This is a genomic window from Pirellulales bacterium (assembly GCA_019694435.1).
GTDB lineage: Bacteria > Planctomycetota > Planctomycetia > Pirellulales > JAEUIK01 > JAIBBZ01.
This window is the reverse complement of record JAIBBZ010000009.1, coordinates 149,405-175,474: the sequence shown is the minus strand read 5'-3', so window position 1 is coordinate 175,474 and position 26,070 is coordinate 149,405. Positions and strand designations below refer to the sequence as shown.

Genomic DNA, 26,070 nt, shown 5'->3' with positions numbered 1-26,070 from the left:
CCCCTTGTCGACGCTGCATGGCCGCTGTAAAGTCGCTAGTCCAAATAGGTTCGGCGGCGTAGCTCAGAGGTTAGAGCGGCGGCTTCATAAGCCGTAGGTCGTAGGTTCAAGTCCTACCGCCGCTATTGTTTGCTTGCCTGCGGCTGACCAAGACGGATCGCAGATCCTCGGCCCGTCGAGACGCCCGCCGGTGGTCGTTCGCTAACTGGCCGGCGTCAGGGCCTGACCAACTCGGGCCGCGGCCCGGCCAAGAGGGCGAACAAATCGGCCACGTCCTGCAACGACAATCGCTGCTCCAGGCCCTCGGGCATCAGCGATTTGCCGGTGCGCTCGAAGGTCTCGATCTTGCCGCGGGGAATCGTGTCTTCGAGGCCCTCGCCGCGGCGCAAGACAATGCTGGCCGGTGTGTCGGCCGCCAAGAGCCCCGTGAACGCGCGGCCGTCGTCGGTGATCACCTGATAGCTCATAAAATCCGGCGAAAGCTGCCGGCTGGGATCCAGAAGGTCGACGAGCAACTGGTCGGCCGGGCGCGCCGCCACGCTCGACAGTTCGGGCCCTACGCGCGTACCGATGCCCAGCAGCGTATGGCAGGTTGCACAATGCTGTCGGAACAAGGCCCCGCCGCGCAAGGGGTCGCCCGCCAACGTCGCGGCTGCGGCATACCGCTCGAGCGCTTCCTCGCGCGACGCGTCGATTGCCGAAGCAAACAGGGCCCGAGCGCGCAGGGCAAGCGCCCGGTCGGGTAGAGCCAGGAGCCGAGCGCGCTCGTCCGGGTCAAGTTCCGCCGGCAGCACCTGTTGCTGTTCGAGTGCCGCGACGAGTGCCGCGGTAAACACCGGCGAGGCGCCTGCACTGCGTAACAGGGCCTGCCTCGCGGCCACGGCGTGCGCCGTCCAGCCTTTGAACACGTCGGCCGCCAGTTCCGCATCGCAGCGTGCCACGATCAGGCGCGCGGCCGTAGCGCTGAGCGGTGCCTCGTTTGCCGGCGACAACAGCTTCAACAAGCGCCGAGCAATAGCCGCGTCGCCCAGTTGTTCGGCCAGGTCGAGCGCCAGGCGGCGCGTTGCCGGATCACCTGACCGATCGAGCGCTCGATCGGCAGCAGCCACGGCGATGGCCGCCGATCGGCTCCCCAGCAATTGCGCCAGCGAGCGACCCTCGATCGCCAACCCCTCGGCCATGCCTGCCAGGACCGCGAACGCGCCCTCGCCGGGCTGTGATTCGCCAGGCGCATCCGCAACCACGACGCGCGACAGGCACCATCGCGCCCCCTCGTCGCCCGCGCGCGCCGCTTGCGCGCAGAGTGTGCGTACGAGGGCTTGCCGTGCCGCCGTCTTCAACAGCTGCGCGTCCAGGCGATCGAGTTGTTGTAGCAATCGCAGCGCGGTGGCCGGACCGGCGCAATCGGCAGCCAGCAACAACGACTCGTCGCTCCAGCGCATCAAGCAATCTGCCAGCAGCTCCGTCGCGCGCGGCGCGTCGACGTCCGCCAAAGTATGCACGATGCCGAACTGCAGGGGCACGTCGGCGTGATCGGCGATGCGCGCGACCCAGTCGAGCAACGGGATCTCTGCGTCGAGCCGCGGCGCGACCTGTCGCAACGTCACCAGACTCAATCGCGGCTCCTTGCGCGCGGCGACAAGTTCGAGGGCTGCGCCCGGCAACGGCCCGTCGGCAGCAAGTACGGCGATCGCATGTGCTGCGGCCAGGGGCGAACCGTGCTTGACCACCGCGAGCAGTTTGGCGCCGCCCGGCGCGGCCCGACGCTCGACCAGCAGGCGTTGCGCCGTGTCGCGCTGCCAGCCGTTAGCGTGCCCCAGCCGCGCGATCAGATCGTCCTCCGATAGCTCGTCGAGGCGTTCAGGCGGGCGCGGCTGCCAGTCCTGGCGCGGGCGAATTCGCCAAATGCGGCCGTGCGGCGCGCCCTCGCGCCATTCGACCGAGTCGCGCTGATCGGCCGGCACAAACTGCGGGTGTTCGACAAATCGCCGATAGAAGTCCACTACGTACAACGCGCCGTCGGGCCCTGTGGCAAAAAAGACCGGGTGGAACCAGCCGTCCCGCGCTGCCAGGAATTCGCGCCCCGCTTCACTGCGCCGCGACACGAAGCTGGGCCCTTGTGGCTCGAGCACGCGCCGGTGCACCAGGCTGCTCAGCGATTCGCCGACAAACGCATTGCCGCGATAGCCGGACGGCAAAGCATCGCCGCGGTAGACGTACAGCCCGCACAAGGCGTTGTAAAACAGCGCTGATTCGCGATTGAATTGCGTCGGCCGCGGGGCACGGGGAAACACCTGGCCATTGTCGTTCGGATCGGCCAGGTTGCGGATGGCCCGCGCTGCCAACCGCGGATTCCGTGAAACGTCGTCCGTGGTGAGCAGCGCATGACGAATCGGGATGGTATTCCAAGCGAGGAACCGCTCGCCCCAATCGTCGCGCGTCTGCCCGAATTGGCTTTGGCCGGCGATCGGCTCGAAGCGGCCGTCCATGCGGAAACGGAAATCTTGTCCGCGAATTGATTGCGCAGCCTCGGGCGGCTGATCGGGGCGGCGCACGGCACCGTCGCTGCGGCCGTTCGCACCATAAATCCAGTTATCCAGGCCCCAGGTCAACCCGTTGGCGCGAAGCTGTTGATTGCCCTCGGCGAACCCGGTGAACACGACGCGGCGCTCTTCAGCGACGCCGTCGTCGTCGCGATCGGCGAACCAGAGCAGATCGGGAGCCGCCGTCACGAGCAGACCGTCTTGCACGGCCAGCAAGCCGTTGGGAAAGGCGAGGCCCTCGGCGAACACGCCGGCGTCTTCGTAGCGACCATCGCCATCGCGATCGGCGAGCCGGCGAATGCGACCGGCCGCCGGCCCCAGCGGGTAATCGCGCATTTCGGCCACGAACATTCGGCCCCGCGCGTCCCAGCAGATGGCCACAGGGCTGTCGACGTCCGGCTCCGCGGCCACCAGGTCGATCGCCAGCGTCGGGTCGGCCAGTTCGAACGTCGCCCGCTCTTCATCCGGTGTTAGCGGGCCCGCCGGCAAAACCGCTGGGCAGAGCAACGCTACGGCGCAGCCCAGCAGCCAACTAACGCCTTGCTTGGCCCCACTCATCGAGACGCCGCCAGCGATTGAAGCATGGCCACCACTTCGTCGACCATTCGCTCGCCGGTGCCCGGCTCGGCATAGCTGTGGTGTCCCATCCACGTCTGATACCCGCCCAGCTGGTAGGCCTCGCGGTCGGGAATGTAGCCAATCCAGTCGTTGGCCAACTCAGCGACGTAGGTGTGCTCAAACGGCGAGCGATTCTTGATATCGACACCCAGCACGGTGAAGAATTCGGCCGGCACACCCACCAGCGCCACGTCGCCGATCAAGATCACCTGCAACCAGGTCGCACGGTCCTGGCCCATCAGCGGTTTCAACTCTTTGCGCTGCGTACGAAAGACCTCGATCACTTCCTCGGCATTTGCCGGAATGCGCTTGCGGCAGTAGGTGGCCACCTTCGCATCTTCGACTTCCTCGTCGACCGTGCGAATCTTGAAAGTGAAGGGCCGCATGGCGGCGCGGATGTGATCGACCTGGACCGGCTGCGCGGTGGCCAGTGTCTGCCGCACGGCCTGCTTCATACGCTCGACGGCCTCGGCCGTAGTGACGGTGCCCAGGTTGTGCGTCGAACCGGATGCCCCCTCCAGAAAACTGACCGGACAGTGCAGCTCCTCTTCGAGCTGCTGTGCGGCCAGACCGTAGAACGACGGCGAACGCACCAGACCCTTGATCGTGCCGATCGTGTGGGTCGAGTGATTGTAGATCAACGCCAGGGGCCGCCCATCGGCTCGCGTGAATTGCCACACGGGCAACTCGGGATCGAAGGGTCCCGTGGGCCGAACCACATCGTCGTGCGGGCCGACCCAGAAAATCGAACCATCGCTCAGCAGCAGCCGGCTGTTCTGTCCGACCGACTTTTCCTCACCCTGGACAAACGCAAACCGGCAATCGTCGCGAAGATTGTTCACTCCCGCCTCGACGGCCGCGACAATGCCGGCGGTGACGCGCTCGACAAACACCGGCTCCGGCCCATAGCCGTGCACTCGCACCGTACTGGGAGCCGAATGCGTGTGCGTGGCATTGATCAGGATCTGCGCCGCGGGAATGCCCAGCCGCGACTCGATCGCCGTCTTGGCCTTCGTCACCATCTCGCCGGTAACAAACAGCACGTCGCACGCCACGATGGCAAAGCGACCATCGCCGGGCCGCTCGAGCACGACCGCGACTGCACGGAGCAGTCCCTCTTGGCCCATGGGCTTCCAGGGGCCAATACCGCCGGCAATGACCATCGAGTCGTCGGCCTCGAATTCGGCTACGCCGGCCCCCACGCGCAAAGCCTCTGCCTGGGCCTCGGCCAGCGGCATCCACCAGGTGACCGCAACCACCCAGGCAATCCACCGCACTCGCCCCGGTCGTGATTCTACCGTCGCCGTTGGCATGGCCGTTTCCTCCCGCAAAGTCGTGGCGATTGTAAGAGGGCCCACGGCACAGGGCAAAAACTTCGCCCGGCACGACGGCCCATCGCGCGGGCCGACGGTTAGTTTGCGGCGTTCTTCGCAGACAACTATAGTCAGGACATGTCTTCCTCCAGTCCGCAGTTGGCCGCGCCGGCGGTGGGGCAGGCGGCTGATCATCAGGCCACCGAGCGCACTTTGGAGCTTGCTCGGAATGGCATCTCTTCGACCGCGGCGGGCCGCCTTCGCCCGGTGCGCCCCTGGGTCGAGTCCGCGTGGTACCCGCGACCCCTGCAGGTTGCCGCCGCGTTGCTGGCCATTGCTGCCGGGTTCTACTTTGTCGGCACCCAGTCGATTTACCTGGCCTTTGGCGTCTTTATCCTGCTGCCTGCCGAACGCGTGTTTCAGCGCCATGCGGCGCCGATCTTGTGACCGGGAATCGTGACCGACATGATGCACGTGTGGGTCTCGCCGCTGTTGGCGATGGCCGTGATCACCGTGCTGAACAGGCTGTTGGCCCCCTACCGCATCGAATTTGTATCGAGCTGGGTGGCCGGCCTGCCGGGGCTCGTGCAGATCGCGCTGGCGTTTTGCTGCCTCGACCTGAGCGACTACTGGACGCACCGCATTAGCCACACGGTTCCCTGGCTGTGGCGATTCCACGCGGTACACCATTCGAGCCGCCATTTGGACTGGTTGGCCAGCCGCCGTGGACACCCCATCGACATCACTTTCGCCACCGCCGTGTCGTCGACGCTGGCCACGCTCTTCGGACTCGATGCCATCGAGATGGGCATCGCGATCCTGCTCATCGAGTACTGGGGATTTGTCATTCACGCCAACGTGAGTTGGCGCCTGAAGTGGCTCGATCGGCTCTGGGTCACGCCGGAGTATCACCACTGGCACCACGTGCGCGACCGCGCCGCATACGACAAGAACTTCGGCAATACGCTGGTCCTGTGGGACCTGCTGTTCGGCTCGTATTACATGCCGCAAGATCGCCGCCCAGCCGACTACGGCATCGACTACGACCTGCCGACCGACTATTTCGGCCAGATCGTCGATCCATTCCTGCCACGGCGCAAGGCCGCCGCACCAACGCGCGAGAACGAGCCAACCTCGGCGGGATCGGAAACTTCTGCGACACCCCCCCCGACCGAGGCAGAGGCCTTTCAGCGGCAGCCAGTCGCAGCGGGGCGCTCGGCCTGACTCACAGCGGGCCCGTTTGCGCCGTCCCAAGCGTCCCGTGGGGCTGGGCGCTGCAAATGCGGTAGGAACTGTCCCTGCGGCAACTGTGCGGTGACATTCCAGCGCCCGGCGCGTGATAATTCAAACAGGAACCGAGCCTGGAACGTAGAGGTGCCGTAGGTGCACCGGCGGTTTGCTCGGCCAGCTCGCCCGACCGGCAAACCTGTCCCGACCACGACCCTGGCGAGTTCGCAGAAAAGGAGCCCTCACGATGTCACGCCGCATTGGGCCGCTCGCATTGATCGCACTGGTTGCCGTCCTGCCGTCGTGCGTTTCCGAGTTCGAACAACCGTTGGTCGACCCGGCCCAGGCGCAGCTCGACACGCTGCTGTCGGGCAATTGGACGGTCAAACAAGCCAACGGCAGCGTGCAAACGCTGATGATTGGAATTGAGCCCAACGCGCCGATCACCCCCGGTGCCGAGGCGGTCGAACCCGGGACAGCAAAATTCGTGATGGTTTCGCGCGAACCCGACAACAAGCTCGGCGACCCGCTGACGATGCGATTCGTCAGTACCACCATCGGGAATCAATCGTATGCCAGCCTGGTCGTGCCGGCCGATCCGGAGCACGGCAAGTCGCAGCGCTATTGGCTGGTCAAATACCGCGTCAGCGGCGATCAACTCACCACCTGGTACTGCGACTTCGAGGCCACGGGCCGGATGATCGAGGCCGGAAGACTGCGGGGCAAGGCCGTCCGCGAGGGCGCCAACCTGAAGAGCGTCTGGGTGACTGACTCGGCCGATTCGCTGGCCAAATTCCTGCAAGACGGCGGCGATGCGATCTTGTTCCCAGAAGCGGGCAAAGTCGTCTATCAGCGGATGCACTAGTCGCCTGAGCCGCCAGGGGGCGGCTTTGATTCGCTGTCCACGCGAGGCGCCGCCGAAAGGGGCGCCTTGCGTGCGGTCCCTCGCGCGGGTAGAAGGCCGATCGGTTTTCATCAAGACCGCGCCGATCGGCACGGTACCAGTCGGCCTTCCGAGGGATTCAACATGACGGTCAGTTTGCAGGGGAGAGTCGCCCTCGTGACGGGCGCATCGCGTGGCCTGGGGGCGGAGATCGCCAAGAAGCTCGCCGAACGAGGCGCCCAGGTCGGGGTCAACTACTTCGCCAGCCCCGCGAAAACGGAGCGGCTGGTGGAAGCCATTCGCGAGGCCGGGGGCACGGCCGAAGGCTGGCAGGCCGACGTCCGCGACCCGGAGCAAGTGGCCTGGCTCTGCGCTCAGGTCAAGCAGAAATTCGGACCCATCGACATTCTGGTGATCAACGCGACAGGGCCACAGCCCTTCATTCCGATCGAGGAGCTGACCTGGGAAGCATGCCTCGATCAGCTCGAGTTTTTCGTGAAGAGCCCGATGCTGTTGGTCCAGCAGGTCGTGGGCGAAATGAAATCGCGACGCTCGGGGCGGATCATCAATATCGGCTCCGAAGTTTTCGAGCGCGGCGTGCCTAAGTTCTCCAATTACGTTTCGGCCAAGGGAGCCCAACTCGGGCTGACGCGTAGCTGGGCCCTGGAATTGGCTCCCTGGCAAATCACGGTCAACCATGTGGCCCCCGGCTGGATCCCCACCGAGCGGCACGCCAACGACCCACAGACGGAAAAGGACGCCTACGCACAGGCCGTCCCGATGGGCCATATGGGGCTGCCGGTCGATGTCGCCGAAGCCGTGGCGTTTCTCGCTTCGGACGCGGCCGGCTTCATCACGGGTCAGAAGATCTCGGTCAACGGCGGCAACACGCTCGAATAATTGATCGCAGCTTCCGGCACGTCGGGCACAGCCGGAAAACTACGCGAACAAAAAAAACGGCCGTCCTTCGACAAGAAGGACGGCCGTCTGCGTTGATCCAGGGAGCGTTTTCGGCTCGCTAGAAAATCTACTTGCGGCGAATCCGGGCGACGATCAGGCCCAGGATGCCCATGCCGGCCAGCACGATCGTGCTGGGCTCGGGCACCGCGTTGTATTCATAGGTCACCGTCAGCAGGCCGTCGGTCAAACCCGGGACCGGGTTGATCGGGCCGAAACCGCCGGAGGTCGACAGCGAAGTCGCGATGTCCGGATCGACGCTCGTATTGAACGTCTCGCCCAGGAACGACGCGATGAACAGCGCCAACACGGCGGGAGCCGTGCTCATGTCGCTGTCGCTGTCGAAACCCGAACCACCCGTGACCGAGATCGCGTCGGTGCCGACAAAGTCCGGAGCGCCGTCGGTGTCACCCGACACGACTCCCGCATTGCTCTGCAACGGCACAGCCGTCACGGCAAGCGTACCAGGACCGGTGGCAACGACCGAGGCACCGACTTTCAACGTGACGCTGGTCGAACCAGCGGCTTCGTTGTCGAAGTCCATCGAGCCGGCGTTGGTGTTGGCGTCCAAAGTCAGAGTGACCTTGGTCAGGGTGCCCAGAGCGGGGTCAAACTTCGGCAGGGGTACGTTCAGCGTAGGTCCACCGACGGACGACGGCCCGTACGTGTTGTTGTACGAGACGCTTGCGGCCTGCGCTACTCCTGCTCCCAACAGAGGAAGCACTAACAAGAGTGCACGAACGGGGGATGTTGCCATTAGCTTCCCTTTCAAAGATGCAGCCGAATCAATTGGATCTAATCAGTTCAAAGTTGTTGCTGGTGGTTGGTTGCGGCCGCGCTTCCCAGCTCACGCACCGCCTCCTCTCGCACAGACTACCCAAAACGGGTTGTCGCGCGAGACTCGCCACACAATTGGAGGATGGTAGAGACACCCCCCAGACAATTCAAGCAAATTTTTTGGCAGCTAGCGATTTTTCCTAAAAAAGCCTTGAATCATTGCCAATTGCGGTCAGCCCAACAAACCATATTAGCCGCCAGAACTGCGACATTTCCCGGACAATCACGGAAACATCGGCCGCAAGCCGCTCAAAAATCGGGTAACAAAGCATATAGCCAATTTCCGCCAGATGGTTCGCAGTTCATGCCCCCAGATCACCCTTAGGGCAACCCCCCGGCATCCTCCAACAGAAAAGTGAACAGGTCGACTACCTCTTGCTCCGACAGCTGCTTTTCGATGCCTTCGGGCATCAGCGACAGGGGGCTGATCTCGACTTGCTCAACCTCTTCGCGCGCGATCGATTCGAGTTTGCCGCCTTGCAGCTTGAGCACGACGCGCTGTGGATTGTCTTCCACCGCCAATCCGGTGATGGCGCGGCCATCGGTCGTGATGACCGTGCGCGCCTGGTATGCCGCGCCGATCACCAGGCTGGGATCAAACACGTTTGACAAAAGCTGGTCGAACGAGCCGCGGCCGTTGGACGTTAGATCCGGGCCGACTTCCTGACCTTCGCCTCGGAACTTGTGGCACTGCGCGCACAGCTTTCGATAAACCGTTGCGCCGCGCTCGACATTGCCCGAGGCGTTCTCCATCAGCCGGCGCATCGAGACGAGCACCTGCTCGCGCGCGGGGTCACGGCCAGGACGCACGGTCCCCCAATGAGCGGCGATCAGTTCCGACAGTTGCCGATTGTCGAAGATCAACAACCGGCGCACCTGCGTCGAGCTGAGCGATTGAGACGGTACCGTGCCGGTGGCGATCGCCTCGAGAAGCTCGAGCGCTCGGTCGGCACGTTGCGTTAACAACTCGATTGCCGCAGGCTGGACATCGGGTGAAAGCTGCGCATAGACCGCCAACACCTTGGCCGCCAGCGCAGGATCGTTGAGGCCGCCGAGTCGCGCTAAGACGCCACGGACGAGGTTCTTGTCCGTCGAATCCAGCAGGGCGAGCCCCGTATCGCGCGCCAGCGCCGTGTCGCCCGCCGCGAGTGCAGCGAGGGCCTCTAAGCGCACCGCCACATCCTGGCCGGCATCGGCAACGATGTCTTGGGTCATACCCAGCGAACGTCGATCTCCCCAAGAGGCCGACAGCCAGGTCGCTTCCCGGGTCAGCATGCTTGTCGGTTCGCGGTCGATCAAGGCGTTCAACTCCTGCGAAAGCCGCCCGCGCAATTCTTTGTGCCAGGCTGCGGTGGAATCCGTCGGTGGCTCGAGCATCCGCATGGCGAAGAGCGCGTGCTGAGCCGGGCCCTCGACAAACGGATCGCCCAGCAGCGGCTTGAGAACATCGACCAGGCTGGCCGGCGCGACCTGTGCACGCGCCAACCGATCGACCACACGCCCCGTGAGATCGCCGACACCCCGCGAATGCCGAACGGGCTCTTGTTGCAGTCGGCGCGCAATCTCGTCGACGCGCTCGACCAGTCTGGGCTGAAGCTGGCCCCAGACAACGGCCAACAGCACCTCTTCGGTTTGCGCGTGCTGGAGCACGTTCCACAGCACGTCGTCGACGGACAGACCAGATACTTTGCGCGCCGCGATCGCAACCTGCAGTTGCACGCCTGGTCGATCATCTTTCGCGAGCGTCGCCACCTGGGCCGCTACCGCAGGCGATACCGCCGCTTGGTTTCCCGCGGCGCGCACGCCCCAGGCACACAAATCGGCATCGGCATGCGCCAACAGCCCAAGGTAGAACGCGTCGGAAAGCGGTCCCATGGACACCCTGGCGAACAGCGCGTGCATCCGGGTCTTGCGTGGCTGGGTCTCGTCGAACACGAGCGATTCGAGGCGCAGGGCCGTCGCGGCGTCGCCGCGCTCGGCCAGCAATCGCTGGGCCAGATCGCGATAGAACACGTTCGGATTCGCGAGACGGCCGATCAATTGCTCATCGGTCTCGACAGCTAAGTCGAACGCGGAAGCGCGCGGCACATCTTGATAGCGAACGCGGTACAGCCGGCCGCGTCCGCGGTCGAGTCCGTCGGGATCGCGGCGCGCGTCCTGATAGCAGTGGTAACGATCGTACCAATCGAGGATGTAGAGGCAGCCGTCCGGGCCGGTCTTTTGCACGATGGGCATGAACCAGGCGTCGTGGGCCGTAAGAAAATCGGGCTCGGCAGAGGCCCGATAGGTCGCGCCTCGATCGACAAGGCGATCCACATTGATGCAGCCGCCATGAATGTTGCCCATGTAGAGGCGCTCGCGATAGGCCTCGGGATACGCATCGCTGTCGAAGAAATGGAGCCCGCAATAGGCGGCCTTCTGGTGGGCGTGATCGACGATCGATTGAATTTCCCAGGTATAGGGCGGGTAGGCGCCCGCCTGGCGGTGATAGTAGCCCGTTTCGACCAGGTGCCAGAGGTGATCGATGACACAGGCGCTGACGAACGCGCTGCCGCGGGTGTCCCACGCGATGCCCCAGGGATTGCTGGTTCCCTCGGCGAACAGCTCGAAGCGGCGCGTCCGGGGATGCAACCGCCACATCGCGCAATTGAACTTGTGTTCCACGCCTTGATGCACGACGCGGCTGTGATTGAACACGCCATTGAGGCCGTAGAGCCAGCCATCGGGGCCCCAGGTCAGCGAATTGGGCAGTTCGTGGGTGTCGCTCCGTCCGAAACCGGTGAGCACGACTTCGCGTGCATCGGCGCGCAAGTCGCCGTCCTGGTCGCGCAGCAGCAGAATATCCGGGCTGTTCGCAACCCAGACGCCGCCATAGCCCACGGCGATTCCCGAGGGAATGTTCAATCCCTCGGCAAAGATGGTCGTTTGATCGACGCGGCCGTCGTGGTCGGTGTCTTCGAGCACCTTCACGCGATCGCGCCCCTCGCCGGGCGACGAGCGTGGGTACTCGACGCTCTCGGTCACCCAGATCCGGCCCCGCTCGTCGAACGTCATGCTCGTCGGATTGATCAGGTCAGGCTCGGCAGCGACGACTTCAACCTTGAAGCCTTCGGGCACGGTCATGCGCGCGGCTGCCTCTGCCGGCGAAAGGGCCGGCCCAGGCGCAGCGTCCTGGTTGTGGGGGACCAGCTCGGGCGCACGGTCGGCCGCACGCACCAATGGGCTGCCCCCCAGGACCGTAGCCAGCACGACGACCATCACAGTTCGGTTTTCCACGAGGACCCTCGCGACGACTTGTTTGGTTCGACTCGGTGTGTATTGTGGGCGGAGCCGGATTGGGGAACAACGTGGCGACCGTCCCACCGCTCCATGGGGAGTTGGTCCTAGACGAATGCCCGGTAGCCTCGATCCTGACCTCTTGGCAACCTCACGAAGCGTCACCATGCCGCGGCATTTCAGTTGGACCCTGACCTTTGCGACTTTGGCGATAACGCAATTCACCGCTTCGCGAAGCGGCGCGGCCGAGTTGACCGCGATGACTTACAACCTGCGCTATGCGTCACCCACGGGTGAGAATGCCTGGCCCAAGCGGCGCCCCGCCGCCAAGGCACTCATCGACGCCGAAGCGCCCGACGTGATCGGCACCCAGGAAGGGCTCTACGGGCAGCTACGCGACCTCGAGGCCGACCTGCCCGACTATGCCTGGGTGGGCCTGGGCCGCGAAGGGGGCAGCCGCGGCGAGTTCATGGCCGTGTTCTATCGCCGGTCGCGACTGCAGCCGCTGGAATACGATCATTACTGGCTGTCCGACACGCCCGAGACGATTGGATCGGCCTCCTGGGGCAATCGCGTGCGCCGGATGGTCACCTGGATTCGCTTTGTCGATCTGCAAACCGATCGCGAGTTCTACTTCATCAACACCCACTTCGATCATGAATCGCAGCCATCACGGGAAAAAAGCGCGGCGCTGCTGCTGGAACGCGCACGGCAACTCAATGCCCGGCTGCCCGTAATCCTGGTTGGCGATTTCAACTCGGCGGCCGGGGCGAACCTCGTGTATGACGCACTCGTCGGCGAAGGACGATTTGCCGACACCTGGTCCACTGCGCAGCGGCGAGGCGAGCAGATCGGCACGTTTCACAACTACCAGGGGCCACAGGCCGGCGGCGCACGGATCGACTGGATCCTGACGCGCGGAGAGGTCGCTTGCCTGGAAACGCACGTGGCCACGGCCTCGCTTTCCGGGCAATATCCCAGCGACCATTTCCCGGTCGTGGCCCGGCTCGATCTGCCCTAAGCGCTCAGCCGGCCGTCAGCACGCTGCCGTCGCCGAACAAAGAGCGCCCGACGGCGGCGGCGAACGACGGGCGCACGACACCGGGGAAGTGCCGCTCAAAACGGCTCGAATCGAGCGCTGTATCGCGCGGCCTTGGCTCCGGACCGCCCACCGTCAGCCGCGACGTCGCCTCGAGCAAAGCCCGGCTCGCGCCGCACGCATCTGCAATCTGCTGGCCCATCTCCAGCCGACTCAAACGTTCCCGGCCACCCAACAACAAGATGCCGCGCACGTCGCTCTGGGCCGCGGCAAGAATGCCGGCCGCGGCGCTGTCGAGATCGAGCGGCGTGCGCCATTCGTCGTCGAACAGTCGCAGCGTGCGCCCCTCGCGCAGGGCGGCTACTTGATGATCGAAAAACGTGGGACGGTCGATCAACGTCGGACCGAACAACAAGCTCACGCGGATCACCAGGCCCTGCGCATCGTCAAGCACGACCGGTTCCGCCAGCAGCTTGGTCCGGCCGTAGATCGACAACGGCCGCGGAGGTGTCGTCTCGCGGCAGGGGCTTTCCTCGCCGTCGAACACGAGGTCGGTCGAGATATAGACCAGTCGCGCGCGGCGAGCCGCAGCCAATTCGGCCAACAGGCACGTACCGGCAGTGTTCACCGCATGTGCCCGATCGGGATCGGCCAGGACGTCGGCAATGGCCGACATGGCGGCGGTGTGAATGACGACGTCGGGTGCGGCATCGTCAAACGCCGCGCGGACTGCCGCTTGATCCGCCAGATCGATCGAGCACAACGGCGTCTGGAACAGCGTGCCGGTGCCGCGTCCGCTCCAAGCGACGGTCGCTACGCCACGACGCGTCAATGCGCGGAGCAGATACGCTCCGAGTTGGCCGCTGGCACCGGTTAGCAGGACGTGCATGTTGCCCAATTCATGGCTCGACAAACTCCTGGTCAGGGCACGAAGGTCCTGGCACGCTCGGCCGCTTCGCGCCTGCCTTGCTCGGTACGGCGAAACGCGGCCATGTCGACGTACTTGCCCGCCGCCCACAACGGCATCAGGTCGTCGTAGTGCGGGCTGGTTGGATCCTCGCTTTGGCCGCCCGGGTACACGCCCAGACTTGCGTCCGGCTGGCTGAAATCGACCAGCATCCGCCACGATGCTCCGCCGCCGACATGGCCGACGTTGCTGCCTGGATTGAGCGTAAAGGCCGTGCCGGGAACAGGACCACCCTCGCGGGCCAACTCGGGCTGCTCGGTCAACGAGCCGATTCGCAAGATGTTGATCTTGCCCCAAACCCACTGGTTGACATCGTCGCCAAATTGCATTTTCAGTTTGCCGACGGCGCGCCCAAACGCCGCGCGCGCCACGTCGTCGCGGGTTTCTTGCGCGGCGGTGTCGGCAACGTCGAACCACGGCGAATTTGGCTGCTCGAGCGTCAGGAACTCCAGCACTTCGAGCATCGGCTCGCGGCGATTGTTGCCGCTGTACCCCCAGGAGCCGCCGGGCTGCTCGATACCGCGCCGCGCCCATTCGTCCCGCCACACGCCGTCGCGGTACTCCTCGAACCAGCGCAGCCAGATGGCCGGCGCAATCGCCTCCGGATCGGCGACGAAATCCCAATCGGCCAGGGCTGCGCGGGCGGCCTTGGCGAGTGGATCCGTCATCTCGGCGCCCGTCAGCGACGCCAACAAGACCGGCAAAAACCGCTCAGCGCACTTGTCGTGCGTGTCGTACTGCAATTTCTGCATGTCGGCGATCGTGACTTTGTTGGCTGTTTGCAAAACGTCGTGCATCCGCCGGGTGCGATAGCTGTCGTCCCACATCCAGCCGAGATAATAGGGATAGCCCTGCGGCGAAGGTCGGCCATTCGCACTGCCGACGTAGCCTTCCGGCGGATTGACCGACAGCGGCAGCCGGTTGCTCGGGATCATGCCCTGCCAGTCGTAATCGCCCGAAGCGCCGTCCATGGGCACGCGCCCCTGCCCCGGCAACCGGACAGGGAGCGAACCGCAAGGATGGATGGCGATGTTGCCCTCGACGTCGGCATAACAGATGTTCAGGTTCGGCACCTTGATCAAGTCGAGCGCGTCGAGAAAACCCTCGAGCGTTTCCACGCGCTGTCCCTTCCAGAATGCCAGCGCGTCGCTGGTTGGCTGCGTACCCGGCCAGGCGAGCGTGACGACGCGGCCCCCTTCGCGGCTCACGACGGGGCCATGAACCGTCGACTCGACTTGCAGTTCGACTTCGCCCTGCCCCTGAACGGCAATCTTCTCTGTGACGACATCCATCGTCTTCCACTGGCCGCGGTGCAGGTATTGTCGGGCATCGTCGTCCTTGACCGTCTCGACGTAGTAGTCGACTGCATCGGCCTGCATGTTCGTGATCCCCCACGCGTGATGATCGGTGTGGCCAATCACCACCGTGTGATTGCCGGGAAACATCACGCCGGTCACGTTCTTCCCGCGCACGGAAACGTGCGCGGCATACCACAGCGACGGCAACCGGAAACCTAGATGCGGGTCGCTGGCCAGAATCGGTTTGCCCGAGGCGGTCTTACTGCCGGCGACGGCCCAATTGTTGCTGCCGAAACTGTCGCTGCGCGGATGCAGCCGCGACGCCGCCAGGCGGGCAAATGTCCGCTCGTAAAGCGCGGCCAAGCCCGCTGGCAGGCCGCTGGCGACTCCGGCCTGCGTCCCAGGCGCTGGAAGCCGCTGCCGCTCGACCTGTCGCGAAACGATCGGCAATTCATACGGACGGTCCAGGGGCCACAGCTCGTTGCAAACGTCGGCACCGAGCTTTTCGATCATGGTGCCAAACCAGAGATCATCCTCGGTGCCTGATTGATCCCAGCCCATATACTTGGTCATCACCAGACAGTCGACCGGCTCCCAAAGTGTCGGTCGATAGCCGAGCGCTTGAAACGTCAGCGGCAGCTTGTCCGGCGTGAGTTCGACGATCCGTTGATTGACGCCGGCACAGTAGGCTTCGATCTCGGCTCGATACTCGGCCGGCACGGCGTCCGATTTCCAGAACGCCTCGCAGGTCCGGCGCACGCCCAGCAGCCGCATCAGCTTGTCCGATTCCAGTGCGCCGGCGCCCATGAGCTCTGCCAGGCGACCTGAAGCTTGCCGCCGGAAGATGTCCATCTGCCCAAGCCGTGCTGAGGCATGCAGATAACCCACGGCCCGGGCCGCATCGACCCACGATTCGGCATAGACGTGAGGGATATCGTAGGTATCGAAATACACCGTTACCTTTTGTGCGAGGCCTTGGAGCCGGGTTGGCGATTCTGCCGCGTACGCGTTGCGGCTCAGTAGCGCCGCACAGACGGCTAGGAAAGCAACCAGCGACCGCAGGCGAAGTCTTGTCCTGGAATTCATCGGAGGCAGGGCCTGTTGAGACAAAGTGCGGGTCATCGGCTTCGCGGGTCGCTTCCCGTGCGTCCCGCTTGCGCTCGGATATTAGTTGAGCCGACCAGTGCGCTCAATCAACGGCTCCCCCGCGGCCCGGGCGACCGCTATGATCGGGCCTCGCCCCCTTAACCCTCGCACCCTTCGTACGATCTGCCGATGTTGACCCGCGAACAGTTTCTGCAAATGGCGTCCGATTTTCCTTTTTTCCGACTGATCGGCCTGGAAATCCTCGACATGCAGCCCGGCTGGTCGAAAACCCAGGTGACGTATCGGCCCGATCTCTGTCAGCCGGCCGGCATCATGCACGGCGGCGTGATCGCCTCGCTGATCGATACGGGAATCGCCCACGCGTTGCTGCTGACCGATGCCTTTCGAGAGGTGGCCGCCGTCGGTGGTGCGATCGTGTCCGTCGACTTGCGGGTCAAATATCTGCGCCCGGTGTCCGAGGGGATCATCATTTGCGAATCGAAAATCCCGCGGATCGGCCGGCAACTGTTTCACGCCGAGAGCGTGGTCGTGAACGCCGAGGGCAAAGAAGTGGCCCGTGGCGACAGCATCTACATGGCCGTGCGACCAGAAAAGCTCGTCAAGCAGAGCGAGCCGAGTTAGACGGCGAGCGCCTGTGCCACTGGTTGGTCATGCTGACCGCAGCGTGCCGTCGAAACTCGGGGCGGACGGCGCGGGAGAAAAGTGCCCGGGAGAGGAGTCGAACCTCCACCTCATTACTGAGACAAGAACCTGAATCTTGCGCGTCTGCCAATTCCGCCACCCGGGCAGGGTGAGAGTGCGGGCCTTTGCGGCCGCAAGCGAGCAAAGCCGTTTATAGGTCATCGCCGGGAGGCTGACAAGGACGGTCAGCCGCGCCACCATGCCGATCATGCAAGCCATGCCTGCGGGCGGCGTCGCCGTTCGGGCCAGGCTCGGCGTAAGTCGATCGACCGCAATCAGGCAAGCGCATGCGACTAATAGCGAACCATGCCCGGCTCGATCTCGACGGCCCATTGATCGATCCCGCCGGCCATGCTTTGCGCGTGAGCATAGCCTTCGCGGCGCAGCCACAAAGCCACCTGCATGCTCCGCCCGCCGTGATGGCAGTGCACGACGATCCGAGTGCCCTGATCGGCCGGTAATTCACCGGTTCGGCTGGCCAGTTCGGACATCGGCAGCAACTTTGTGCCGGCGATGCTGACGAGCCGGCTTTCGTCCACTTCGCGGCAATCGATCAAGCACACGGGCTCGCCAGAGTCCAAGAGGGCCTTGGTCTCGCGGCAAGAGATCTCCATCGGGCGCGTTCCCGCAGGATCGGACATGGGGTTGCTTCCGGGCAAGTGATCGGTACGGGACCAAGAAAAAACGCTGCCTCCGCGCCGAGGCGCGGAGGCAGCGAGGATCGAACGAGCTTCGCCAGGCAACCTTAGTTGGTGCTGACGCTGCCGACGGTACCGGTTTCACGTCCGGCCATCGTCGTCGAATCGTAGTAGACTTCGGTGTCGATGTTATCGTTCAGGAACTTCACGCCGCCGTCGGCCATCAGGTGATGGGCGCCGCCTTCGTGATCGCTGCTCGGCCCCCAGAGGATACCGGGGGTACGCGGATCATAGTACGCCATCAGGTCACCGCTGGTGTCGACGTACGGCAGAAAGATCTGCTTCTTGCCATTCTGCCCCGGCCGGTTATCGATCTTTTGACCGCCGCCAAAGTTGAGCCCCTTGACGACGCCAACGGCAGGGACCGTATAGGGCTTGGGGTTACCTGACGTGTTCGCGCCAACCAACTCACTCGCGGGCCCGGTGTCACCTTTCTTGAACGCAAGCGCCCAGATCGACGCGACGCTACCGTCCCACCAAGCGCTCCAGTTGGCTTCCTTCGACTCGCAGCACAGGAATGTGTTCGAGGTGCCGTCGAGGACGTCGGCGAATCGCTTACCCGCTTTGTAGAAAGGATTCGGGTAACCGAGGATCGCGTCGGGGTCCGGTGGCTGAGTGCTCGAACCAACCGTCTGCCATGTGCAGTGAAACACCGTGCTACCACCGAAGCCGCGATAATTCGCGATCGCCAGATTGAAGAAATACTGAGCAGCGCCGCCTACGGTCACATTCGTAACCCCGGGCGAACGGCTTGCTAAGTCGTTGTACAACAGACCGCTCGAGATGCGCGGCCCGGAGTACGAGGGACAAATGAATCCAGCAAACTGCTGGCGGGCGAACAAGGCATTGCCCGGCAGATTACCGCCCGGCGGTTGCTTGTTCGAACCGGCCGACGTGGTGTTATTCGGCGTGGCGTCGAAGGTTCGGCGATTGAAGTTGATGTTCTGAGAGATACCGCCGCCACCTTCCATATACGACAAAACGAGGGCATGCCAACTATAGCAGTGGCCCGTGGGGTATCCCGGTCCGGCCGTCGACCAGTTCGGGTCGTTGCGATTCGTGGCGGGGTAGATCTCAAGGACCGTGTCCGACGTATACGCCGCCGGGCCCATCCACGGCCCCGTCGATGCCGGCGGGAAGCTGCCCAGCGCCGTGGCATAGTTGTGCATCGCCAGGCCGATCTGCTTCATGTTGTTCTGGCACTGACTCCGCTGAGCCGCGCGCCGAGCCGCTTGCACGGCCGGCAACAACAAGGCAATCAAGATCGCGATGATCGCGATCACCACGAGCAGTTCGACGAGGGTGAATCCCCGCCGCTGCTGCGCCGAACACGCAGTAGACATAAGAACGCCTCCTCCAAAACAACAAACCAAATAAAGAAAATAAGAACGTCGCAAACACTCAGGCAAAATTGCTGCCCTCGCGCGACCTGCGCCTGCCCGAACGGGCTAGCTGAGGTCGGCCCCCAGAGAATTCGCATCGCGGCACGCATCGAACCCTAGCCAACTCTTCAGAGCTCGCTAGCTGCCCGCCAAGGCGGCTCGTTTGATGCAACACCGGGCGATACCTGGACCTGCGATTCCTGTGGCGAGTCTATCGCGAACCTAACTCCCAAGTCAAACAAGAAGTTGGGTAAATTACTCCGATTCGCCGGCCATCGCTCGGAGGGGGCGAATTCGCCTGAATCCGCGCGACGAATTCTGCACAACCAGTTCCCCTTGCGAGGTGAAATCAGTGATAATCTGTCCACCTCCTGCCGACGTCGCCGGATCGTCCGCTCAGCGCCGTCCGGACAGACGATTCGCACCTCACGGACGATGTCCATGCCCTCAGCTCGCGTTGCGGTGATCGCCGGCTTGCCGCGCTCGGGAAAGACCGAGCTCCTGCTGAGCCGCTATCGCTCCCGGCTGGCCGAGCTGCCCGTCGGAAGCTGCCTCTGGCTTTCCCCCAGCCAGAGGAGTAGCGACGTCGTCCGCCAGGGCCTGCTGGGCCAAGGGCAGCGGGCCATGCTGGCCCCTGGGATCCTGACCTTTGACCAATTCGCCCAACAGATCGTTGCGGCCAGCGGCGAGCCCGTGCGGCGGATCTCGCCCACCATGAAGCGACATCTGCTGCGGCGCTCAGTCGACACCTTGCACGCCGCGGGGCGACTTCCGGTGCTGGGCCCGATTGCCGCGACGCCGGGGCTGGTCGAAGAACTTGCTCATTGGATCGCGGAGCTCAAACGGCACGAAATCTGGCCTGAAGACTTTGCGGGGGCGATCGAGCAGGCAAAGTTGGGGCCCAAGGAGCGCGAGCTGTGGGCCCTTTACGACTGCTATCAGTCCCTGCTGCTCGAGCATCGCCTGTACGACGCCGAAGGCCAGTTCTGGCTTGCCCGCAAGTTGATTGCCGAGGGCTCTCGAGCACCGTTCTCGTCGATCAAGCACCTGGTGGTCGATGGGTTTTCGGATTTGACCCGACCACAGCACGAAATCCTCGCATTGCTCGCCGGGCAACTCGACGAACTGTGGATCTCGCTCCCATGGGATAGCGACTCACAAGTCCCCCGCCCGGAGTTGTTTCGCAAGACGAGCGCCACGTTGGCCGAGCTGCGCCGGCGGCACAAGTCGCTCGTGGTTCACGAGCAGCGCCGCAGCACCGCCGCATGGCCGGCCTTACAGGCGATCGTCGCCGAGCTCTTCGCCGATCCGCGGCGAGGCGCGGTCGACGTTGCGCCGGAAGGCATCGAAGTCCTCGCCGCGGGTCGCCCCCTGCGCGAGATCGAGCGCGTGGCACGCAAGATCAAGGAGCTGCTGCTCGGTGGAACTCGCCCCGGCGAAATCGCCGTGGTGTTTCGCCGGCTGCCCGAAGCGGCACCGCTGGTACGAGAAGTCTTTGCCGAATACGGCATCCCGACAGCCATCGAGACGGGCCGTCCCCTGCGCGACGCGCCGTTGCTGGCCGCAGTGACGGCCCTGTTGCGTTTGGCGGTCGAGGACTGGTCCTTTGCCGGGATGCTGACGGCGATTGGCAACAGTTACTTTCAGCCGCAACAGGCGCAACTCGATGCGATGCGCGCTAGTGCCGAATGGATCGTGCGCGATTTCCAGCTTCCAAGGGGGCGCAAGCGACTCGGCGAGCGCCTGGCCCGATTGGCCGCTCAAGCCGCGCCGCAGAACGCGTCGCCCGACGATCACCAGGCACGCCAGCGTGGCCATGCACGCCGGGCAATGGCCTATTTCGGCTGGCTCGGCCGTCTGCTCGATACCCTGCCGGCCGAAGCAACGCTCGAAGCCTGGTGCGACACGCTGAGTCAATTGATCGACGGCACCTTGGCCGTGGGCCACGAAGCGAGCCTGGCGCCGCCTCAGCTCGAACCGATCGATCGTCGCGCCTGGGCCCGCTTGAGCGAAACGCTGCGCACGCTGGGGCAGCTCCGCGACCAAGTCGATCCCGAGGGGCGCGTCAGTTGCGCAGGAATTCTCCAGGCCATCGCCGATATTGCCAGCCATGAGCAACTGCCCGCCGATCACGACGAAACGGGGCGCGTACGCGTCCTATCCGCGGCGAGCGTACGCGCGCTCGCGGTCCCGCATTTGTTTGTCGCCGGCCTGACCGAACGGAGCTTCCCCGCGCCCTTGCGCGAGAACCATCTGTGCGGCCAGCGCGAGCATCGCCGATTGATCGACGCAGGGTTGCCACTGGCCCCGCATGCAGAATACGCCAGCGAAGAAATGCTGTTGTTCTACGAAGTGGTCACGCGCGCCACGCGCCGCCTGTACTTAAGCTACCCGGCCTGGGACGAATCGGGCCAACCGTTGTTGCCAAGCCCCTACGTCGAAGAAGTTCGCCGCGTCTTCGGGTCCGAGCGTCTGGTACCGACCGACGCCCCCGACCTGAGCCCGCTGCCGGGGGCCGACGAAACGGCGTATGGCCCAGCCGAATGGCGGCTGCGCGGCGCGGTGGATGCTCTCGACGGAAAGTCCGACGGCCTGCATCAACTGGTCGCGGCGACCGCTTCGCGACCGATGGCCCTGAACGTGCTCGCGGCCTGGACCGCGATCGACGAGCGCCGCGACATCGAACGCTTTAGCGCGTTCGAAGGCATCCTGAGCACGCCGGCGGCGCGCGAGGCCTGCGCCGCGCGGTTCGGGCCGGCCTATACCTGGAGCGCAACCGAGCTGGAGTTGCTGGCGGCCTGCCCTTACAAGTTCCTGGCCGAGCGATTACTTGGTCTCGACGAGATGCCTGCCCTGGTTCTGGAAACCGACTATCGCCGGCGCGGCGTGGTGGTCCACGAGGTACTTGCCCAATTGCACCGCCGGATCAACGACGAGTTCCCCGGTCCGGCGGCGCTGGCCCAAGCAGGCATTGAGCAAGTCCATGCCTGGATTGGCGAGCTGCTCGCCGCCGACGCCCAAGAGCACGACCCGGAGTTCGGCTACGAAGCGATGCTGCGGTTGATCGATCGCGAGCGGCTGGCCCGTGACCTCGCGGCGTACCCTCAGGAACACCAAGCTTACGAAAAGGAACTCCAGACGGCCGTGCAGGCTGCGCATTTTGAAATCTCCTTTGGACTCGATCCGCCTTCGTCCGATCCGCGCTCGACCACGCAGCCGCTCGAACTTGCCACGGCCGCCGGCGTCATCAAGCTTGCCGGCCGCATCGACCGGGTCGACCTGCTAACCGCCGCGCGGCGCACGCTGGCCAGCGTAATCGATTACAAAACCGGCTCGTTGCCCGCGAAAAAGCTCGCCGAAGTGATCAAACGCGACGTCCTGCAATTGCCGATCTATGCCCGGGCCGTTGAAGAAGTCTTGTTGGTCGAACAACAAGTGCAAGCAGGGTCCATCGGGTTCTGGCGACCGACGGGCAACAAAGATCGCGGGTACCATCGCGTGGCCGAGCTGTCGGCCGACGGCGAGCCGCGCGAGGAATGGCAAACCCTGCAAAGCTGGATCGCCGAGCGCGTCGGGCAACTCGTGCTCGCCGCACGCGCCGGTCAGTTTCCGGTCTATGCCCGTGATCCTGAATGTACGCGCCACTGCGGCTTTCACACGATCTGTCGTGTGAGCCATGTTCGCGCCTTGGAAAAGACATGGACGCCCCCCGACGGACCCCCGGCCTGACCGACGAGCAGCAACGAGCGCTGGCGACGCGTCACGTGAGTGTGGCGCTGGCGGCCGGTGCCGGCTGCGGCAAGACGCATGTGCTCACCGAGCGCTTTCTTGCGCATATCGAGCCGGGGCCCGGGATGGTCGATCTCAGCGAGATCGTGGCGATTACGTTCACCGAACGCGCCGCCCGCGAGATGCGCGACCGGATTCGCAAGGCCGTCGAACGGCGGCTGACCGCGGCGCGACAAGACGCCGAACATTGGCTGCAACTGGTGCGCCGTATGGACGCCGCGCGGATCAGCACGATTCACGCGTTTTGTGCCGCGTTGCTCCGTGCCCATGCGGTCGAGGCCCGGCTCGATCCGCAGTTTCGCGTGCTGCAAGAGGCCGAAGCGGCAAACTTATTGGCCGAAACGACTGATGACGTGCTGCGATTGCTGCTGGCGCGCCGCGACGAAAATTTGCGGGGTGTGCTCGCCGTCGGCGAATTGCGCTCGCTGCGCGAGGATTTGACCGCGCTGGTGAGAAGCCGACATCGTCAGGCGATGGGGATATGGCTCGAGCGCACGCCGGAAGAGATTGCCTCTGGCTGGGAGAGCTATTTTCGCGAGGTCTACCAACCCGCTCGGCTGAACTCGCTGCTCGCATGCCCCGATTATGTGTTGCTCACCGAGCTGGTGGGCTCCGTCGAACCGCCGCCGGGCAATATGGCCGAACGGTTCGCCGGCATTCGAGCCTGCCAGCAGGAGCTGCGGACGCAACCCTTGCAAGCCCGGGTACTGATCGATTTGGCCCAGCATGCGCGCGTCCAGCATGCCAAGCCCAAGAACTGGGCCGAACCCGAACAGATGCAAGCGTTTCGTCAAGCGGCCGAAGTCATCCGCGAGCGGGCAAAAGACCTGAGCAAGACGCTCGATTTCGATCCGGTCGGCGCCATACCGGCCGCAACCTACTGCCGGCAATTGCTGGCCATCAGCCAGGAGCTGGCCGCCGCCTACCAGCAGCGCAAAGACGCTCTGCAGGCCCTCGATTTCGACGACTTGCTGTTGGGCGCGCGCGAACTACTGCACGGCCCCGAGGCCGCGGCCGTGCGCCGCGAGGTGTCGCAGCACATCAAGGTGTTGCTGATCGACGAGTTCCAGGACACCGACGCGGCCCAAGTCGACCTGGTTAACGCGATCTGCAACGACGTGCTCGACGACGGCAAGCTGTTCTTCGTCGGCGACCACAAGCAGTCGATCTACCGCTTCCGCGGCGCCGAGCCCGAAGTGTTTCATCAACTGCGCGCACGGATTCCGCCGGAAGGCCAGTTGCCCCTGTCGCGCAACTTTCGCAGCCAGCCGGCCATTCTCGACTTTGTCAACGCCATCTTCACCGGCGAGTTTGCCGAGTATCAGCCGCTCGTTGCGGCCCGCCCACAGGTCACGCGCCTGCCGGCGATCGAGTTCATTTGGGCCGAAATGCCCGAGGAACCTGACGAGCCGGAAGGCCCCGCCGATCAGCCGGCGCGTCGGCGCCGCAAGCTCGAGGCCGATTGGATCGCGCGCCGACTGCGCCAACTGATCGATTCGCGCGAACCGCTTGTCTGGGATGCCGAGGCAGCGCAAAACGATCGGCCCGCTGCCCGTCCCGCCCGGCAAGGGGACGTCGCGCTGTTGTTTCGCGCCATGAGCGATGCCTATCTCTACGAAGACGCCTTGCGCCGCTGGGGATTCGACTACTACGTCGTCGGGGGCCAGGCCTTCTACGCCCAGCAGGAAATCTACGATGTGCTCAACCTGTTGCGGGCGGTTGCCAGTCCCGCGGACGCTTTGAGCCTGGTGGGAGCGCTCCGCAGCCCGATTTTTGCACTGGCCGACGACACGATCTTCTGGCTGGCCCAACACCCCGAGGGAATTCGCGCTGGCCTGTTCGCGGCGCCCGTCGCGGGCATTGCCGGCGAGCAGGCCGCGCGCGTCCGGTTCGCCGGAAAGGTCCTGGGCGAGCTCACCGCGCTGCGCGATCGCCGTCCGGTGGCCGAGCTGTTGACCACGGCGCTCGCCCGCACGGGCTACGATGCCGCGTTGCTGGCCGATTTCCTCGGCGAGCGCCAGGTGGCCAATCTCCATAAACTGATCGATCAGGCGCGCCAGTTCGATGCCTCGGGCACATTGACGCTGACCGATTTCATCCGCCAGTTGGCCGAGTTTGTCGTTCGCCAGCCGCGCGAGCCACTGGCCGCGACGCAACCGGAATCGCAGGACGTGGTGCGGCTGATGTCGATCCACCAGGCCAAGGGACTCGAATTCCCCATCGTCGTGCTGCCCGACCTGGAGCGCAAGCGTCGCGGCGGAGGCAGGAGTCCCGCGGCGTTTCACCCGGTGCTGGGTCCGCTCGCAGCACCGCCAGAAAAGCTGCCGTCGATCGGTGGTTGGGAGATGTACCAGGCGCTGGAAAAAGAAGCCGAGGAGGCCGAGCACGCGCGGTTGTTCTACGTCGCGACCACGCGCGCCGCCGACATGCTCCTGCTGGCGGCGGCCTGCGATCAGATCGATAAGCCATCACACCCCTGGCGGCAGATGCTGGCCAAGCATTTCGACCTGAGAACCGGCGAATACCACGGACCCCGCCCCGCCGGCCGTGGCGTTCCGGTGGTACAGGTGATTACCGAGCCGCCTGAGGTTCTCGACTCGCCGCAGGGCAAGCCGCGGTCGGCCAACCTGAGCCGCCTGATTGCCGACGCGCGACAGCGCGACGATCGCACCGCGGACGTCCCCGGCCACGTCGGCGCCGTGCCGGTCGATCACGCGGCGCGGCGCAGCTTTTCCTTCTCGCGCCTCGGCGGAGTGCTCCGGGCCCAGCACCTGGGCGACGATGTCGAAATCGAAGAGGAGGACCTGCTCGCGATCGACACGATTGACGCACCGGCCGACGGTCGCGCGCTGGGGATCCTCGTGCACGCGGCGCTCGCCGCATGGGTACGTGGCCGCAGCGATGCATCCGGTACTGCCGAATCGCGCGCCGCCCGTTGGGTCGAGCAGTTCGCTGCGCAACACGGCTCGCTGGCGCCGCGCGACGTGGCCACGGCAACCGCCCTGGTCGCGCGGTTCCTGGCCAGCGCTCGGGCCGCAGCGATTGCCGCTGCGGCTACGGTGCAATCCGAACTCGAATTCCTGCTGGCCTGGCCCCACGACGGTCAGACGCTCCAGATCCGCGGTATTATCGATTGCCTCTACCAGGACCGCGCCGGGGCTTGGCACCTGGTCGATTACAAGTCGGAGGCTGCGGCGAACACGGCTCGGGCTGCAGCGCCCTATCGACTGCAGGCGTTGGTGTATGCGCTGGCGGTCGAGGCCTCGCTGGGTGCAGCGCCGCAGGAAATCGTCTTGCACTTTCTCCGCGGCGGCGGCGAGCAGCCATTCGTCCTCGACGACGAATCCCGGGCCTGGGCGGCCGCGGAGATCGATCGCCGCATCAAGGCCCTTTGGCAAGAGCCTGCCAGGACGTGAGTCGAATCGCTAGAATCCGCCTGCAGCCGGCACGAAGCC

Annotated in this window: 16 protein-coding genes and 2 tRNA genes; 9 read left to right on the top strand and 9 right to left on the bottom strand. The window is 64.7% G+C overall.

Going from position 1 to position 26,070, the window contains the following annotated elements:
- The first annotated feature begins 52 nt into the window (after positions 1-52).
- Positions 53-125 (top strand) — tRNA-Met (locus K1X74_09925).
- A 90-nt stretch (positions 126-215) separates the two neighbouring features.
- Here the strand turns inward: K1X74_09925 and K1X74_09920 are convergent.
- Together K1X74_09920 and K1X74_09915 are read right to left on the bottom strand one after the other, a co-directional pair.
- Positions 216-3,101 (bottom strand): c-type cytochrome, encoded by a 2,886-nt coding sequence (locus tag K1X74_09920; GenBank protein MBX7166650.1) that lies wholly within the window; start codon positions 3,099-3,101, stop codon positions 216-218.
- Positions 3,098-4,474 (bottom strand): hypothetical protein, encoded by a 1,377-nt coding sequence (locus tag K1X74_09915; GenBank protein ID MBX7166649.1) that lies wholly within the window; start codon positions 4,472-4,474, stop codon positions 3,098-3,100. The genes K1X74_09920 and K1X74_09915 overlap by 4 nt, the downstream gene beginning before the upstream one ends.
- 138 nt (positions 4,475-4,612) lie before the next feature.
- On the opposite strand from K1X74_09915, the gene K1X74_09910 reads away from it, so the two are divergent.
- From K1X74_09910 to K1X74_09895, 4 genes are all read left to right on the top strand, one after another.
- Positions 4,613-4,921 carry a hypothetical protein gene (locus K1X74_09910; GenBank protein MBX7166648.1) on the top strand — a complete coding sequence of 103 codons (309 nt, stop codon included), beginning with the start codon at positions 4,613-4,615 and terminating at the stop codon, positions 4,919-4,921.
- Positions 4,922-4,939: 18 nt separating this feature from the next.
- Positions 4,940-5,698: a sterol desaturase family protein gene (locus K1X74_09905; protein MBX7166647.1), complete on the top strand. Its 759-nt coding sequence runs from the start codon at positions 4,940-4,942 to the stop codon at positions 5,696-5,698.
- A 250-nt stretch (positions 5,699-5,948) separates the two neighbouring features.
- Complete coding sequence (locus K1X74_09900) at positions 5,949-6,566, top strand: hypothetical protein (protein ID MBX7166646.1); 618 nt, start codon at positions 5,949-5,951, stop codon at positions 6,564-6,566.
- 162 nt (positions 6,567-6,728) lie between these two features.
- Positions 6,729-7,484 carry an SDR family oxidoreductase gene (locus tag K1X74_09895; GenBank protein ID MBX7166645.1) on the top strand — a complete coding sequence of 252 codons (756 nt, stop codon included), beginning with the start codon at positions 6,729-6,731 and terminating at the stop codon, positions 7,482-7,484.
- Between the two features lie 127 nt (positions 7,485-7,611).
- Here K1X74_09895 and K1X74_09890 read toward each other — a convergent pair whose 3' ends face one another.
- Together K1X74_09890 and K1X74_09885 are read right to left on the bottom strand one after the other, a co-directional pair.
- The gene (locus K1X74_09890) at positions 7,612-8,271 is read right to left on the bottom strand and encodes a PEP-CTERM sorting domain-containing protein (protein MBX7166644.1); all 660 of its coding nucleotides are present in this window, start codon (positions 8,269-8,271) and stop codon (positions 7,612-7,614) included.
- A 428-nt stretch (positions 8,272-8,699) separates the two neighbouring features.
- Entirely contained in the window at positions 8,700-11,654 is a 2,955-nt protein-coding gene (locus K1X74_09885) for a c-type cytochrome (protein MBX7166643.1), read from the bottom strand.
- Positions 11,655-11,820: 166 nt separating this feature from the next.
- On the opposite strand from K1X74_09885, the gene K1X74_09880 reads away from it, so the two are divergent.
- Positions 11,821-12,675 (top strand): endonuclease/exonuclease/phosphatase family protein, encoded by an 855-nt coding sequence (locus tag K1X74_09880; protein MBX7166642.1) that lies wholly within the window; start codon positions 11,821-11,823, stop codon positions 12,673-12,675.
- A 4-nt stretch (positions 12,676-12,679) separates the two neighbouring features.
- Here K1X74_09880 and K1X74_09875 read toward each other — a convergent pair whose 3' ends face one another.
- Positions 12,680-13,582, bottom strand: a complete 903-nt coding sequence (locus K1X74_09875; GenBank protein ID MBX7166641.1) for an SDR family oxidoreductase — start codon at positions 13,580-13,582, stop codon at positions 12,680-12,682.
- 32 nt (positions 13,583-13,614) lie between these two features.
- The gene (locus K1X74_09870; GenBank protein MBX7166640.1) at positions 13,615-15,912 is read right to left on the bottom strand and encodes a penicillin acylase family protein; all 2,298 of its coding nucleotides are present in this window, start codon (positions 15,910-15,912) and stop codon (positions 13,615-13,617) included.
- Positions 15,913-16,233: 321 nt separating this feature from the next.
- Between K1X74_09870 and K1X74_09865 the strand changes: the two genes are divergently transcribed.
- Positions 16,234-16,686: a PaaI family thioesterase gene (locus K1X74_09865; GenBank protein ID MBX7166639.1), complete on the top strand. Its 453-nt coding sequence runs from the start codon at positions 16,234-16,236 to the stop codon at positions 16,684-16,686.
- An 82-nt stretch (positions 16,687-16,768) separates the two neighbouring features.
- On the opposite strand, the gene K1X74_09860 is transcribed toward K1X74_09865, so the two are convergent.
- From K1X74_09860 to K1X74_09850, 3 genes are all read right to left on the bottom strand, one after another.
- A tRNA-Leu gene (locus K1X74_09860) sits at positions 16,769-16,852 on the bottom strand.
- A 187-nt stretch (positions 16,853-17,039) separates the two neighbouring features.
- Positions 17,040-17,387, bottom strand: coding sequence for a rhodanese (locus K1X74_09855; GenBank protein MBX7166638.1), 348 nt, complete (start codon positions 17,385-17,387; stop codon positions 17,040-17,042).
- 104 nt (positions 17,388-17,491) lie between these two features.
- Complete coding sequence (locus tag K1X74_09850; GenBank protein MBX7166637.1) at positions 17,492-18,787, bottom strand: DUF1559 domain-containing protein; 1,296 nt, start codon at positions 18,785-18,787, stop codon at positions 17,492-17,494.
- A 480-nt stretch (positions 18,788-19,267) separates the two neighbouring features.
- Between K1X74_09850 and K1X74_09845 the strand changes: the two genes are divergently transcribed.
- Together K1X74_09845 and K1X74_09840 are read left to right on the top strand one after the other, a co-directional pair.
- Positions 19,268-22,555: an exodeoxyribonuclease V subunit gamma gene (locus K1X74_09845; GenBank protein MBX7166636.1), complete on the top strand. Its 3,288-nt coding sequence runs from the start codon at positions 19,268-19,270 to the stop codon at positions 22,553-22,555.
- A complete protein-coding gene (locus tag K1X74_09840; protein ID MBX7166635.1) occupies positions 22,525-26,031 on the top strand; it encodes a UvrD-helicase domain-containing protein in 3,507 nt (1,168 codons plus the stop codon). Before K1X74_09845 ends, K1X74_09840 begins: the two co-directional genes overlap by 31 nt.
- Positions 26,032-26,070 lie beyond the last annotated feature (39 nt).